This is a genomic window from Pseudomonas moraviensis, from assembly GCF_900105805.1.
Taxonomy (GTDB): Bacteria; Pseudomonadota; Gammaproteobacteria; order Pseudomonadales; family Pseudomonadaceae; genus Aquipseudomonas; species Aquipseudomonas moraviensis_A.
The window spans coordinates 2,329,263-2,342,981 of sequence record NZ_LT629788.1 but is presented as its reverse complement, the minus strand read 5'-3'; the positions used below and the strand labels follow the sequence as shown (position 1 = coordinate 2,342,981).

The following is a 13,719-nucleotide window of genomic DNA, read 5'->3' as shown; positions in this document are numbered from 1 at the left end:
AATAGCGAACTATGAAATGAGCTCGAACCGAAACCAAGTGGGAACGCAGCTGTCGTTTTCCCTCTACGCCGCCGCCAATCGGGTCGTGCGTTTGCACAAGCCGTATCTGGAACCGCTGGGCTTAACCTTTCCGCAGTACCTGGTGATCCTGCAGCTTCTGGATGGCGCTCCATTGTCTGTGGGCGAACTCGGTACTTACCTGGCGATGGACGCCGGAACCATCACGCCGCTGCTCAAACGGCTGGAAAGCGCCGGGTTGGTCACGCGCAAGCGCGATCCGGCAGATGAGCGCCGCGTGCTGATCGACCTGACGCCCGAAAGCCGGGCTATGGAAGACGACATCAGAGCCATCACCGGCAAAATCAAGACGGCCTGCCAGCTTGATGAGCAGGGGATTGAGGCGCTGCGTCTGACGCTGGATGCGCTTGCCCATCCGGCGGCTGACTGAGCCATGACTGAAGACAAACGCGCGCTCCACAGGGCGATAACACACGTATCAGAGAGGGTATTGAAATGAACATCGGAATCATCGGCGCCGGCCACATTGGCGCGACGCTGGCGCGCAAGCTGGCTGCGTGCGGTCATCAGGTCAAACTGGCCAACTCGAAAGACCCGCAAAGCATTCAGGCGCTCGCTGAAGAAGTCGGTGCCAGGGCTGTCACCAAAGAGCAGGCGGTGTCCGACGTCGATGTGATCATCCTGTCGATTCCCTTCGCCAAATACCCTGATCTGAAGGAGACGCTGAGCCAGGTTCCCGAGCAAGTCGTGGTCATCGACACCTCCAATTACTATCCGCAGCGTGACGGGGCGATCAAGGAAGTGGACGAGGGCAAACCTGAGAGCGTCTGGGTCAGCGAGCAGATCGGCCGCCCGCTGATCAAAGCGTGGAATGCCGTACTCGCCGCTACGCTGGCCGATCAAGGTCAACCTGCCGAATCCGCAACTCGCATCGCCTTGCCAGTCGCCGGCGATGATGTGCGTGCCGAGGCGATCGCGCAGGATCTGGTCGAAGAAAGCGGATTCACCGCGCTCGCTGCGGGCAGCCTTCAGGACTCATGGCGTCAACAACCCGGGACCCCGGCTTACTGCACCGAACTGACCTTGCCGGAACTGAAGCAGGCGCTCGAAGCTGCGGACAAGGCCCGCGCGCCGCTGAACCGTGATGCCTTGATGGCCCGATTCATGGCGCCAAACAGTGAGTTCACCCGCGAGCAGATGGTTGCGATCAATCGGGAAATGACTGCCTGATTAGCGAGCCGACACCTTCAGGTCTGAAGTCGATGAACTTCAACGACCAACCCCTCCGAAACATCCGGGACACGAAAGTAGCTGGTGATCAGATCGAATTCGGCGTCGGTCGCCGCGAACTCATGTTCGGCGCGTGCATTGCGCTGATGTAGTCGGCGCCGGCAGGTGTCATCGTCGACTTCGAAGTAGTGCAGCCGATGAGCAACCTGCGCCGCGTCTGCGAGGCCGCGCAGCCATTGCCGGTCGGTCGGGGTGTTGGCCGGGAAATCCAGCACCACGGCAACTCCCGCAGCGAGCATGTCCGTTACCAGCGGGCCGAGAACCTGACGGATCTGCTTCGCATGGCGGACGTAGTCGGCAACCGAATTGATCTGCTCAGGGTAAAGCCTGGCCAGCCAGTGATCTTCGCTGAGCAGGATGGCTGAGTGTTCAGCCTGTAATGATCGGGCCAGCGTGGATTTTCCGGCAGCGATTTTGCCGCACAAGAGATGGAGCACAGGTGTTGGCATCGGACAGGTCCTTCTTCCGAGGTGGGTATCACACAGATACAGGCTTGGCGAAATGGGGTGACTGGCCGAACGATTCAATCAACAGTTCGGCCAGGGCGTGAATCTTGCGCGCCGGATGTGGCCCGGGTGGGCGGACCACGTAGGCGCCGGCGGGCGGCGGTGGGAATCGGGTCATGATCGGCACCAGCGCACCGGAGATGACATGTTCATAAGTCAGGCAATCCGGCAGATAGGCGACACCCAGACCCGCTCTTGCCGCCGCGACCAGCGCCACCCCGTTGTCCGCCTTGAAGCGGCCTTGCGGACGCACCGAGATAACCTTGTCGCCATCCATGAATTGCCACGTTTCGGTCGCTTGCATCAGCGCTTCGTGGTCGGCCAGCGCCTGCGGCGATTCGGGTTCGCCGTGGGCTTTTAGGTAATCGGGGCTGGCGACGAGTTTGGTGAAAATCGGCCCGATGCCTCTGGCGATCAGGTTGGAGTCGGGTAGATAGCCAACGCGGATCGCACAGTCATAACCTTCGGCAATCAGGTCAACGAAGCGATCGCTGTAGCAGGTCTGTATTTGCAGCTGCGGATGACGACGAGCCATTTCCGCGAGCATGGGCGCGAAGTGAGTCGGCCCGAAGGATAGCGGCGCGGCGATTCTCAAACGCCCACGGAGAGCGCCGGAAGGCAATATCGTTTCCTTCGCCAGGTCGATTTCGGCACAGACCCGGGCGGCATGCTCGCGAAAGGTTGTTCCGGCCTCGGTAAGCGCCGCGCCACGTGTCGTGCGCGCCAGCAATTGAATGCCCAGCTCCGTTTCCAGCCTCGCGAGCCTGCGGCTGACAATCGATTTGGACACGCCCAGCCGGATCGCAGCAGACGATATACCGCCCGCATCAGCGACCTCTACAAAGGTTTGCAGCTCTTCGATATCCAAATCGGCGTTCCTCAAAGTGCGACACAGCAACGCACGGGATGCTACTACTGCGACGAGTCCCGCAACAGCACAATCCTGCTTCCGGACAACTCGGCCAACGGCCGTGGTCCGGAATGAAGTGATCCTCCCGCGCCAGCGAAAGCAGTGAGCGCCCGCCAAGCCATCAAGCGGACTCTCACGCTTCGCTACGCGTAAAAAGACAACTAGAAGCAGGAGCAACACATGACAAGCGAAACGATCCGCAACCCGCTCACCGATCAACTCCTGTCGCCGGAAAACGCGGCGCTGATCATCATCGACTACCAACCGATCCAGGTGTCCTCGATCCGCTCCATGCCGCGCGATGAGTTGGTGTTCAACATCACCAGCGTGGCCAAGGCGGCCGTCAACTACAACCTGCCCATCGTGCACTCGACGGTCAACGTTGCGACCGGTCGCAACAAGCCGCCGATTCAGCCATTGCAGGATGTGCTGGGGCATCTGCCGACCTACGACCGGACTTCGATCAACAGCTGGGAAGACGTCGAGTTCAAACAAGCGGTCAAGGCCATGGGCCGACGCAAATTGATCATGACCGCGCTGTGGACTGAGGCGTGCCTGACCTTCCCGGTGCTGGATGCGATCCAGGAAGGTTATGAAGTCTACGTGCCGGTCGATGCGGTCGGTGGTACCTCGGTTGCCGCGCATGAAGCCGCGTTGCGGCGGATGGAACAGGCCGGGGCAAAACTGATCAGCCGGGTGCAGATGTATTGCGAACTGCAGCGTGATTGGGCGCGTGAGGCCACTGTTCCGGGCTTCATGGGGGTGTTTGAAAACGCCGATGGTTTCAACGCAGAAAAGCACGCTTAAGCCAGTCGCAAGAGACGGTTCACGCCGTTGATAGGAAAAAGTGAGGCCTGCGATCAGGCCTCATTGGCGTTTTACGAACTCACCTGCAACGTTTCAACGCCGCGCCGTGCGCGTGCTCACATCCACCCAGACCGCGAGCACCAGAATGCTGCCCTTGACGATCATCTGCCAGTAACTGTCGACGTCGAGCATCGACATGCCGTTATCCAGGCTGGTGATCACCAATGCGCCGAGGAGGGCGCCGTAGACGGTGCCGGAGCCGCCGCGCATGGAGGTGCCGCCGATGAAGCAGGCGGCGATGGCGTCGAGTTCGCCCATGCTCCCGGCCGACGGTGAGCCCGCTGCGAGGCGTGCGGTGTTGACCACGCCGGCTAGGGCGCACATCACGCCCATGATGCCGAAGATCCACAGCTTGACCGCCTGCACGTTGATCCCGGACAGGCGCGTCGCTTCCATGTTGCTGCCGACCGAATAGACCCGGCGGCCGAACACGGTCTGGCTGGTGACGTAGCTGAACACGCCGAGCAGAATCAGCAACAGCAGGACCGGCACCGGAATGCCGTCATAGCTGTTGAGGGTCTGGACGAAGCCAGCGAGCACCGCGCCGATCACCAGCACGCGCACAACATCACGCACCAGCGAATGCGCCGCCAGGCCATGCAGGGCGCGGTTGCGGCGCTGTCTCCAGGTCAGAAAAATCGTCAGCACGAACAGCACAATACCCAGGCCGGTGCCGATCGCGTGGGGCAGATAACCCTGGCCGACATACACCAGCTCCGGCGATACCGGGGCGATGGTAGTGCCGCCGGTGATCCCCAGCAGAATGCCGCGAAACGCGAGCATGCCACCGAGGCCGACGATAAATGACGGTATGCGCAGATACGCAGCCATGTAGCCGTTGGCAAGCCCGATGACCAACCCGCACAGGGCAACCAGACTCAGATTCGCCAGCAGCGGAATGTGATAGACCACGTCGAGGATCGCCGCGAGTCCACCGAGCAGGCCGAGCAATGAGCCGACCGACAAATCGATCTCGCCGCTGATGATCACCAGCACCATGCCGCAGGCGAGAATTCCGGTAATCGACATCTGCCGCAGCAGGTTGGAGAGGTTGCGCGGGGTGAGGAAGCCGCCCTCGGTCTGCCAGCTGAAGAACAGCCAGATCAGCACCACGGCAAATACCAGCGCGAGCATCTTGTAGCGGGTGAACAGTTGTTTGACCTGATTCATTTACGCGGTTTTCCGATCATTATTGTTATGGCTGCCCGGCTGGCTGAGGGCGGCGGCGAGCACCTGTTCCTGGGTCAGTTCATGGTTGACGAAATCGCCGCGCAACTGCCCTTCGCCGATCACCAGCACGCGGTCGGACACGCCGAGCACTTCGGCCAGTTCCGACGAAACCATGATGATCGACACGCCCTCAGCGGCGAGCGCGCCCATCAACTTGTAGATCTCATACTTGGCGCCGACGTCCACGCCTCGGGTCGGTTCGTCGAGAATCAGCACGCGCGGTTTGGCCAGGAGCATCTTGGCGAGTACGGCTTTCTGCTGGTTACCGCCCGACAAACTGGTGATCGGCAGGGACGGACTTGCGGTCTTCAGATGCAGGCGGGAGATTTCCCGGTCGATGCAGCCCAGTTCGGCTTCGGCATCGATGCGGGTCATTTTCGAATAGTTTTCGAGTACGGCGAGGGTGATGTTCTGGCCGACACCGAGGTCGGGAATGATGCCCTGGCGCTTGCGATCCTCGGGCACCAGGCACAGGCCGGCGCGGATCGCTTTCAGCGGCGTGCGCGTGTCGATCGGTTGGCCGTGCAGCCAGACTTCGCCTTCATGGCGGCCGGGATAGGCACCGAACAGTGCGGTGACCAGTTCGGTCCGGCCGGCACCGACCAGCCCGGCAATGCCGAGAATCTCGCCGCGTTTGAGGCTGAAGGAAATGTCGTCGACCCGTTTGCGCCTGGGGTTGTCGACGTCATAGCAGGTAATGTGGCGCGCCTCGAAAATCACCTCGCCGATCTCGTGCGGCTCGCTGGGGTAGAGATTGCTCATCTCGCGACCGACCATCTGCGTGATGATCTGCGGGATGTCCATGTCGGCCATGGCGGTGGTGGCGATGTGTTTGCCGTCGCGGATCACCGAAATGGTGTCGCACACGGCGGCAACTTCATCGAGCTTGTGCGAGATGTAGACGCAAGCGACGCCCTTGGCCTTAAGGTCGCGGATGATGTCCAGCAGCACCTCGATTTCCGAACGGCTCAAGGCGGAGGAGGGCTCATCGAGGATCAGCAGACGCGCCTGTTTGTTCAGGGCCTTGGCGATTTCCACCAGTTGCTGATAACCGCCGCCGTATTGCGAAACCGGTAGCGAGACATTCATGTCCGGCACTTTCAGCTCACGCATCAAGGCTTCGGCACGGTGGATCATCGCCGGGTAGTTCATGCGCCCGCCGGGCAGCGTCAGCTCATGGCCCATGAAGATGTTCTCGGCCACCGACAGGTCGGGAACCAGGGTCAGTTCCTGATGAATGATGACGATGCCGGCGGCTTCGGTTTCGCTGATCGATTGCGCCCTGAGCGGTTGCCCGTCCCAGAGGATTTCACCGTCCCAGGTGCCATGGGGATAGACCGCCGAGAGGATCTTCATCAGCGTCGACTTGCCAGCGCCATTTTCGCCACACAGGCCCACGCATTCACCGGGCCTGACCTTGATGTCGATGCCGTTGAGCGCTTTGACACCGCCGAAGGTTTTGACGATGCCGTTCATTTGCAGCAGATAGTCGGACATGGAAAAGGCTCGTATACCAAGGACTCACACACCAGACCTGTAGGAGTGAGCCTGCTCGCGATAGCGTCAGTTCAGATACTGCTCGGCTGGCTGACCCGCCGCCATCGCGAGCAGGCTCACTCCTACAAGGGTTTCGGACAAACCGTCCTGATCACTGCCCGGCGATCTGCGCCTTGGTGTAGAAACCGTCCTGTTCGAGCAAGTCGATGTTGTCCTTGGTCAGCGGGGTTGGCGTGAGCAGGATGGTGTCGACTTTTTTGCTGCCGTTGTCGTACTGCGAGGTGTAGGCCGGTTTCTCGTTGCGCGCCAGTTGCACGGAGAGCTTGGCTGCCTCGGAAGCGATGAGTTTCAGCGGCTTGTACACGGTCATGGTTTGTGTGCCGGCGATCACCCGTTTGACGGCTGCGAGGTCGGCGTCCTGACCGGAAATCGGCACTTTGCCGGCCAGTTGCTGCGCCGCCAATGCCTGAATCGCGCCGCCGGCGGTGGCGTCGTTGGAGGCGACGATGCCGTCGATTTTGTTGTTGTTCCGGGTCAGGGCGTTTTCAACGATGCTCAGCGCTTCGGTCGGGTTCCACTCCTTGACCCACTGTTGGCCGACGATCTTGATATCGCCCTTGTCGATGGCCGGTTGCAGCACTTTCATCTGGCCTTCACGGAGGATCTTGGCGTTGTTGTCGGTGGGCGCACCACCTAACAGAAAGTAATTGCCCTTGGGCGCGGCCTTCAGCACGCCACCGGCCTGCATCTCACCGACCTTTTCGTTATCGAAGGAAATGTAGGCGTCGACGTCGGCGTTGAGGATCAGCCGGTCATAAGACACCACTTTGATCCCGGCCTTCTTCGCCTCGGCCACGGCGTTGGTCAACACGGTGGCGTTGAACGGCACGATGACGATCACGTCGACGCCGCGAGAGATGAGGTTTTCGATCTGCGAAATCTGCTTCTGCTCGTTGGCATCGGCTGATTGTACAAAGACCTTGGCGTCCATTTTTTCCGCCGCCGCGACGAAGTAATCGCGATCGCGCGACCAGCGTTCCAGACGCAGGTCATCAATGGAGAAACCGATTTTCGGATGGGTTGCGTCAGCCATTACCGGCAGGGCAAACAACGCCAGGGCACTGGCCAACAGCGTACGTTTCAAGTTCTTCATGGTGGTGCGTCCTTTTATTTTTGTTGGAAAGACACGGCCTGACGATGAATCGGGCTGGTAGAACTGTAGAGAATCTGCCGACGCCGCAGGCACAGAATTGTCGTGCAATTGTCACAGCGTCGTGGCGTCGGCAGCGCTCCTTGGCGATCAGCGATAGAGGTAGCGATTGACGATGTTTTCGAGCATTTCCTGACGTCCACTGACGGCTTGCGGGTTCAACTCGTTGGTGAACGCGTGCTCGGCCAGCGACTCGAGATTGAAGTCGCCCGCCATGACCGCTTGCCCGAACGGCTGACGCCAACCGGCGTAGCGTTGATCCTTGAGGGTTTGCAGTTGATCGTTCTCAATCATCGCAGCGGCGCGTTCCAGCGACAGGGCGAGGATGTCCATGGCGCCAACGTGGCCGTGGAACAGGTCGATCTCGTCGAGACTCTGACGGCGCACCTTGGAGTCGAAATTGAAGCCGCCATTCTTGAACCCGCCGGCCTTGAGGATTTCATAGGTGGCCAGGGTCATTTCCTCGACGCTGTTGGGGAACTGGTCGGTGTCCCAGCCGTTCTGCGGATCGCCCCGGTTGGCGTCGATGCTGCCGAAGATCCCCAGGGAGGCGGCGGTGGCGATTTCGTGATGAAAGCTGTGACCGGCCAGGGTCGCGTGGTTGGCTTCGATGTTGACCTTGATTTCCTTTTCCAGACCGTACTGCTGGAGAAAGCCGAATACCGTGGCGCTGTCGTAATCGTACTGGTGCTTGGTCGGCTCCTGCGGCTTGGGCTCGATCAACAGGTCACCGGTGAAACCGATCTTGTGCTTGTGCTCGACCACCATGCGCATGAAGCGCCCGAGTTGTTCGCGCTCGCGTTTCAGGTCGGTGTTGAGCAGGGTTTCGTAACCTTCGCGGCCACCCCACAGAACGTAGTTGGAACCCTTGAGGCGATGGGTCGCGTTCATCGCGCTGAACACTTGCGCGGCGGCGCAGGCGAACACTTCCGGGTCGGGATTGCTCGCGGCACCGGCAGCAAAGCGTGGGTTGCTGAAGCAGTTGGCGGTGCCCCAGAGCAGCTTGATGCCACTCTGTTCCTGATGCTGCTCGAGGCGATCGACCATTTGCGCGAAGTGTTCGCGGTACTCCTTCAGCGAGTTGCCCTCGGGGGCGACGTCCGTGTCATGAAAGCAGTAGTAATCGATGCCCAGTTTGCTGAAAAACTCGAACGCCGCCTCAGCCTTGCCGATGGCCAGCTGCATCGGCTCGCCGCTGCCATGCCATGGGCGTTTGAAGGTGCCGGCGCCGAACACATCGGAGCCCGGCCAGACGAAGGTGTGCCAGTAGCAGGCGGCCATGCGCAGGTGTTCGCGCATCGGCTTGCCGAGGATCAGTTTATTGGCGTCGTAGTGACGGAAAGCGAGGGGCGAATCACTGTTCGGGCCTTCGTAGCGAACCGGCTCGATATTGGGGAAATACTGCATGGACCTTGTCCTTGTTGTTCTTGGCGGTGTCTCGATACTAGCAACGGCCCCTTGCCTGCTTATTATGAAAAGCCTCAACAGCGAGTGCGATTTTGCGTATTGAGCTTCAGCGGCTTCGCGCCTAGTCTGTGTCCATCGTCGCCGCGACAAGGCGGCCCGGAACAGTACAAAAAAATTTGAGACCGCTTTCGCGAGCAGGCTCGCTCCCACACTGAATGTGTGTCGTTCATAAAACCGTGGGAGCGAGCCTGCTCGCGAATGGCCTGACGCAAACTCCGGATCCTGAATGAAAAGCCTACCGCCCGTGCACCGCATCGCCCTGTTGTTCAACGGCAGCAAGATCTATGACCGTGGGATCATCAGCGGCATCGGCAACTACCTGAGCAGCACTCGCGCTTCCTGGGACTTGTTTCTGGAAGAGGATTTTCTCTGCCGCTTGAAGGGCATCGACCGCTGGCAGGGTGACGGCATCATTGCCGACTTTGACGATCCGCTGATCGGCGAGGCGCTGGCCGACATTCACTTGCCGGTGGTGGCGGTGGGCGGCTCCTACGAGGATGCGCGCGCCTATCCGAAAGCGATTCCCTACGTCGCCACTGACAACAACGCTTTGATCACTCTGGCTTACTCGCATCTGGTCGAGGCGGGGTTGCAGCGCTTTGCCTGTTTCAGTCTGCCGCAGGCGCAGGCCAATCGCTGGGCGCAGGAGCGGGAAAAAGCCTTCCGCAAACTGATGCAGCGCGACGGCCTGCACGCCGAGATCTATCGCGGCATGGGCACCAGCGCACCGCTGTGGGACAGCGCCGTCGAACAACTGATCGCCTGGCTGCACAGCCTGCCCAAACCGATCGGCATCATCGCCGTCAGCGACGCCCGCGCCCGGCAATTGCTGCAAGCCTGCCTGACCGCCGGCATTGCCGTGCCCGAGCAGGTCGCGCTGATCGGCATCGACAACGACCCGCTGACCCGCAGCCTGACTCGCGTGCCGCTGAGTTCGGTGATTCAGGGCACCGAAACCATGGGCCGCACCGCCGCGCAGTTGCTGCACCAGATGCTCCACGGCATGCCGTCCACCGGCACGCAAATCCTGATTCCGCCGGACGCGGTCAACGTACAGGTATCGAGTCTGCACCAACCGCTGGGCAATCCCTACGTCATGCAAGCGCTGCTGTTCATCCGCCAATATGCCTGTCAGGGCATCAAGACCGCGCAAGTGGCGGCGTATGTCGGCGTGTCGCGCTCGTCGCTGGAAGCGCATTTCCGCGCCGAGCGCGGTTGCAGCGTGCATGACGAGATTCTGCGTTTCAAACTCGCAGCGGCCACCAGCGGCTTGAAGAATACCGATGCGGCGATTGCCGACATTGCCCAGGCCTGCGGCTTCAAATCGGCGCAGTACCTGCACACGGTGTTCCGTCGCGAGTTCGGCTGCACGCCCCGCGAGTATCAGCAGGGCGGGGCGTAGCGCTGCAAATGGCTCACGCCAGCGCAGCGGCACTGGCTCTGGAGCGCCAGGCAAACGCCAGCACCATCAGCAGGCCCAGACCGGCCATCGCCGCGCCGGCCAGGGAAATCGCCGGGTAACCCAGGCCTGCGTTGATCACCGCGCCGCCCAGTGCTGCGCCGATGGCGTTGCCGAAGTTGAACGCACCGATGTTTACCGCCGAAGCCAGATTGGGCGCGTCCTTGGCCGCGTCCATCACGCGCATTTGCAGCGGTGGCACCAGGGCGAAGCTGGCGATGCCCCAGATCAGAATGGCCACGGCGGCCGGCAGTGGCCAGCGCATCAGCACAGTGAACGCCAGCAACACCACAATCAATGCGCTCAGCGACACAATCAGGGTGCGATCGATCGAACGGTCGGCAGCCTTGCCGCCCCACATATTGCCCAGCGTCAAGCCGATCCCGAACAGCACCAGCATCGCCGTGATGAACGCGGCGGAGGCGTGGGTCTCGCTGCTGAGGATCGGCGCGATGTAGGTAAATACCGTGAACATCGCACTTGAACCGACCACCGTCAGGGCCAGCGCAGCCAACACCGGACCTCGGCCCAATACACGAATTTCCGCCAGCGCACCCGCGCCTGGCTCTGCTTTCAGATTGGGCAGGGCGAACCACAAGGCGATCATGGTCAGCACGCCGAGACCGGTAATGCCCCAGAACGCTGTGCGCCAGCCAAGCAGCTCACCAAACCAGGCCGCCAGCGGCACACCGCCGATAGTCGCCAACGTCAGGCCCATGAACATTGCCGCCACGGCGCCGGCACGTTTCTCTGGCGCGACCACGCTGGCGGCAACCACCGAGCCAACCCCGAAGAACGCACCGTGATTGAGCGAGGTGATCACCCGGGCGACCATCAGGCTGGAGTAATCGGTGGCCAGCGCCGACATCAGATTGCCCAGGGTGAAAATCGCCATCAGCCCGATCAGCAGATAGCGCCGAGGGATTTTGCCGGTGGTCAGGGTCATCAGCGGTGCGCCGAGCAGCACGCCCAAAGCGTAGGCACTGACCAACAACCCCGCAGCGGGAATGGAAACGCCGAGATCGGCAGCGATGCCGGGCAACATGCCCATCGGCGCGAACTCGGTGACGCCGATGCCAAAGGCGCCGACAGCGAGTGCAACAAGTGGTGGATTGATACGCATGGAAAGTCTCCTCATCTATGCCGCCAATGCTACGATCCATCGTTTTCAGGCGGTAGATGGCGATTTTGGCAATCACCTTTGCGTAAGAGGCACGAATGGACTTCAACGGCAGATCAGGGGAAATGAGCGTGTTCGTCACCGTGGCGCAGGAGGGCAGCCTCTCAGCAGCGGCGCGTGCATTGGGGCTGACGCCTTCGGCGGTCAGTCGAATCATCGCCCGCGCCGAACAGCGACTCGGCACTCGTCTGTTGCTGCGCACCACCCGCGCGCTGACGTTTACCGCCGAAGGCGAGGCCTTCCTGCGCGGTGCCCGGCGGATTCTCGCCGACATGGACGAAGTGGAAGGGGCCATCACCGATCAAGGCGTACCCAAGGGCCGCTTGCGCGTCAGTGCCGCCCTTGGCCATGGACGGCTGGCCATTGTGCCGCTGGTCGCAGCCTTCACCACCCGTTACCCGAACATCGTCGTCGACCTCAGCCTCGGCGACGAAGTAGTCGACATCCTCGCTGGCCAGGCGGATGTCGCCATACGCTTCGGCCATCTGCCCGACAGCCCGTTGACCGCACGCCGGCTCGGCCACACCGGCCAGGTCGTGGTCGCATCGTCCGACTACCTGAAACGCCACGGCACACCTCTCGAACCGGAAGACCTGCTCAAGCACAACTGCCTGCGCTTCAACTTCCGCCGCGCCGAAGCCAACTGGCCGTTTATCCGCGACGGCAAGGAGTTCTCGCTGAAAGTCAGCGGCAACATCGAATGCAGCAGCGGCGAAGCACTGGCCCAGTTCGCCAGACTCGGTGCAGGCATTGCGCGGATTGGCGAGTTCACCGTCAGGGAAGACTTGCAGCGCGGGGATTTGATTGCGCTGCTGCAAACCTGGAACCCCGGTGATGAGGAACCGATTCATGCGGTGTTCGTCGGCGGCGCGGCGATGCCGGTGCGGGTGCGGTTGTTTGTGGATTTTTTGCTGGAGCAGCATCGGATGTAAGAGGTGGCATCTTTTCATCGGATCTGATTCTGTGCACGCAAATGCAATCATATTGCTATCATTTGCAGCTCTTCATTTTTCAGTCTGAATACAGTGAGTACCGATGTTTGTGAAAACGCTGAATGGATTGCTTGTCTTAGTGGTTTGCGGCGTGCTGGGCGCTTGCGGAAAAACAGACCGTTTTGCCGACGGCTGGGATCAAGGCGGCAACCTGCATGACGTGAGTCTGCGCGAGTGGGCCTTTGCAACCGATGCCAACCGGCTTGCCAGTGCTGCCGATTTTGTCCGGGAATTTATTCCGTCGTTGCCAGCAGTGTCTTTGCCGCTCGCGAGCGCCCTGGTTGAAAAGTGCCTGACCGAGAGCGCGCAAATCGCCGCTATCGAGGAAATTCGAGTGCGAAGCAGAATTGAACCCTGTATTGAATATGCTCAACAAACCGCCCAGAGCCTCTCGCAGGAATATGCCAAGCGCCAAGGTGTTTCCAGCCAGTAAACGGTCGCCAGCGAAGTATTGTCGAGTGTCGGCTCCCAGCTACAAAGGGCCACCGCAGAATGATGGACCACGATGTTCTTTACTGGGCGCCGAGCGAGGCAGGTTGTTGTTTTCACTCGACGAATCTGAGGCATGCAAAAGCGGTTTTGATACGCAGTTGCTTGATGGGTTCGATGCTTTCCTGAGATCCGATTTTTTTGACTACGCCCAGGCCGCAGTATTGTTGATTGAAGGTGAAGATCGGGAGAAGGCCAGCCTTGGGTTCAGTCCAGTAGCCCGACTTCAACGTATAGCTGGCCCCAGCCTGAGGGGTGAAAGAGAAGGGTATCTGGCAAAACTTTCCACCAACTGTTTGCCGGTAAGTCAAAACCAGCTCTTTGTCGACAGCTACCGGCGATTGGATAAAACCCTCGGTATAGGGCAAAGGCGTGAAGCCCGCGTAACATCCCGATTCGTTGAAGGTCATCGCATCGAGGTTAGTGCCGCTTTCATATTTAAGCCTGACCGTCGCCGAGGGTTCATCCGGCCGGGGAAATTGATACTGTTTACCCTGAAACAGTGAAGTACAACCGCTCAGTGCCAATGCTCCAGCCAAAAGCGTCAAGCCAAATCTGCCATTCCCGTACATGTACTGCTCCTGGATACCATCGGACTTTTCAA

At 60.4% G+C, this 13,719-nt stretch carries 14 protein-coding genes; 6 read left to right on the top strand and 8 right to left on the bottom strand.

The features are described 5' to 3' along the window. Nucleotides 1-16: 16 nt before the first annotated feature. Together BLU71_RS10510 and BLU71_RS10505 are read left to right on the top strand one after the other, a co-directional pair. Nucleotides 17-448, top strand: coding sequence for a MarR family winged helix-turn-helix transcriptional regulator (locus BLU71_RS10510; protein WP_064361904.1), 432 nt, complete (start codon nt 17-19; stop codon nt 446-448). Between the two features lie 47 nt (nt 449-495). Further along, complete coding sequence (locus tag BLU71_RS10505; RefSeq protein WP_268893393.1) at nt 496-1,248, top strand: NADPH-dependent F420 reductase; 753 nt, start codon at nt 496-498, stop codon at nt 1,246-1,248. Nucleotides 1,249-1,265: 17 nt separating this feature from the next. On the opposite strand, the gene BLU71_RS10500 is transcribed toward BLU71_RS10505, so the two are convergent. Continuing rightward, nucleotides 1,266-1,757: an AAA family ATPase gene (locus BLU71_RS10500; RefSeq protein WP_083353021.1), complete on the bottom strand. Its 492-nt coding sequence runs from the start codon at nt 1,755-1,757 to the stop codon at nt 1,266-1,268. Between the two features lie 28 nt (nt 1,758-1,785). After that, complete coding sequence (locus tag BLU71_RS10495; protein WP_083353020.1) at nt 1,786-2,682, bottom strand: LysR family transcriptional regulator; 897 nt, start codon at nt 2,680-2,682, stop codon at nt 1,786-1,788. Nucleotides 2,683-2,904: 222 nt separating this feature from the next. Here BLU71_RS10495 and BLU71_RS10490 point away from each other — a divergent pair, with 222 nt between their 5' ends. Next, nucleotides 2,905-3,531 carry a hydrolase gene (locus BLU71_RS10490; RefSeq protein WP_065617097.1) on the top strand — a complete coding sequence of 209 codons (627 nt, stop codon included), beginning with the start codon at nt 2,905-2,907 and terminating at the stop codon, nt 3,529-3,531. Between the two features lie 93 nt (nt 3,532-3,624). Here the strand turns inward: BLU71_RS10490 and BLU71_RS10485 are convergent, their stop codons facing one another. From BLU71_RS10485 to xylA, 4 genes are all read right to left on the bottom strand, one after another. Next, nucleotides 3,625-4,761, bottom strand: coding sequence for a sugar ABC transporter permease (locus BLU71_RS10485; protein ID WP_064361899.1), 1,137 nt, complete (start codon nt 4,759-4,761; stop codon nt 3,625-3,627). After that, nucleotides 4,762-6,318, bottom strand: a complete 1,557-nt coding sequence (gene xylG / locus BLU71_RS10480) for a D-xylose ABC transporter ATP-binding protein (RefSeq protein WP_083353019.1) — start codon at nt 6,316-6,318, stop codon at nt 4,762-4,764. Between the two features lie 151 nt (nt 6,319-6,469). After that, nucleotides 6,470-7,471 carry a D-xylose ABC transporter substrate-binding protein gene (xylF, locus tag BLU71_RS10475; RefSeq protein WP_083353018.1) on the bottom strand — a complete coding sequence of 334 codons (1,002 nt, stop codon included), beginning with the start codon at nt 7,469-7,471 and terminating at the stop codon, nt 6,470-6,472. Nucleotides 7,472-7,618: 147 nt separating this feature from the next. Beyond that, complete coding sequence (xylA, locus tag BLU71_RS10470; RefSeq protein WP_083353017.1) at nt 7,619-8,935, bottom strand: xylose isomerase; 1,317 nt, start codon at nt 8,933-8,935, stop codon at nt 7,619-7,621. A 286-nt stretch (nt 8,936-9,221) separates the two neighbouring features. On the opposite strand from xylA, the gene BLU71_RS10465 reads away from it, so the two are divergent. Then, nucleotides 9,222-10,397: a XylR family transcriptional regulator gene (locus BLU71_RS10465; RefSeq protein WP_083353016.1), complete on the top strand. Its 1,176-nt coding sequence runs from the start codon at nt 9,222-9,224 to the stop codon at nt 10,395-10,397. A gap of 13 nt (nt 10,398-10,410) precedes the next feature. Here BLU71_RS10465 and BLU71_RS10460 read toward each other — a convergent pair whose 3' ends face one another. Beyond that, complete coding sequence (locus BLU71_RS10460) at nt 10,411-11,577, bottom strand: MFS transporter (protein WP_083353015.1); 1,167 nt, start codon at nt 11,575-11,577, stop codon at nt 10,411-10,413. Between the two features lie 95 nt (nt 11,578-11,672). Here BLU71_RS10460 and BLU71_RS10455 point away from each other — a divergent pair, with 95 nt between their 5' ends. Continuing rightward, the gene (locus BLU71_RS10455) at nt 11,673-12,566 is read left to right on the top strand and encodes a LysR family transcriptional regulator (RefSeq protein WP_064361894.1); all 894 of its coding nucleotides are present in this window, start codon (nt 11,673-11,675) and stop codon (nt 12,564-12,566) included. Nucleotides 12,567-12,669: 103 nt separating this feature from the next. Beyond that, on the top strand, nt 12,670-13,059 hold the full coding sequence (locus BLU71_RS10450; RefSeq protein WP_042610206.1) for a DUF2694 domain-containing protein: 390 nt from the start codon (nt 12,670-12,672) through the stop codon (nt 13,057-13,059). Between the two features lie 112 nt (nt 13,060-13,171). On the opposite strand, the gene BLU71_RS10445 is transcribed toward BLU71_RS10450, so the two are convergent. Beyond that, a complete protein-coding gene (locus BLU71_RS10445; protein WP_042610207.1) occupies nt 13,172-13,687 on the bottom strand; it encodes a hypothetical protein in 516 nt (171 codons plus the stop codon). Nucleotides 13,688-13,719 lie beyond the last annotated feature (32 nt).

Excerpts from the sequence above, each read along its gene's own strand:
- BLU71_RS10490 (WP_065617097.1), top strand. The coding sequence starts at position 2,905 with ATGACAAGCGAAACGATCCGCAACCCGCTCACCGATCAACTCCTGTCG.
- BLU71_RS10485 (WP_064361899.1), bottom strand. The coding sequence starts at position 4,761 with ATGAATCAGGTCAAACAACTGTTCACCCGCTACAAGATGCTCGCGCTG.
- xylA (WP_083353017.1), bottom strand. The coding sequence starts at position 8,935 with ATGCAGTATTTCCCCAATATCGAGCCGGTTCGCTACGAAGGCCCGAAC.
- BLU71_RS10510 (WP_064361904.1), top strand. The coding sequence starts at position 17 with ATGAGCTCGAACCGAAACCAAGTGGGAACGCAGCTGTCGTTTTCCCTC.
- BLU71_RS10465 (WP_083353016.1), top strand. The coding sequence starts at position 9,222 with ATGAAAAGCCTACCGCCCGTGCACCGCATCGCCCTGTTGTTCAACGGC.
- BLU71_RS10460 (WP_083353015.1), bottom strand. The coding sequence starts at position 11,577 with ATGCGTATCAATCCACCACTTGTTGCACTCGCTGTCGGCGCCTTTGGC.
- xylG (WP_083353019.1), bottom strand. The coding sequence starts at position 6,318 with ATGTCCGACTATCTGCTGCAAATGAACGGCATCGTCAAAACCTTCGGC.
- xylF (WP_083353018.1), bottom strand. The coding sequence starts at position 7,471 with ATGAAGAACTTGAAACGTACGCTGTTGGCCAGTGCCCTGGCGTTGTTT.
- BLU71_RS10445 (WP_042610207.1), bottom strand. The coding sequence starts at position 13,687 with ATGTACGGGAATGGCAGATTTGGCTTGACGCTTTTGGCTGGAGCATTG.
- BLU71_RS10450 (WP_042610206.1), top strand. The coding sequence starts at position 12,670 with ATGTTTGTGAAAACGCTGAATGGATTGCTTGTCTTAGTGGTTTGCGGC.
- BLU71_RS10500 (WP_083353021.1), bottom strand. The coding sequence starts at position 1,757 with ATGCCAACACCTGTGCTCCATCTCTTGTGCGGCAAAATCGCTGCCGGA.
- BLU71_RS10455 (WP_064361894.1), top strand. The coding sequence starts at position 11,673 with ATGGACTTCAACGGCAGATCAGGGGAAATGAGCGTGTTCGTCACCGTG.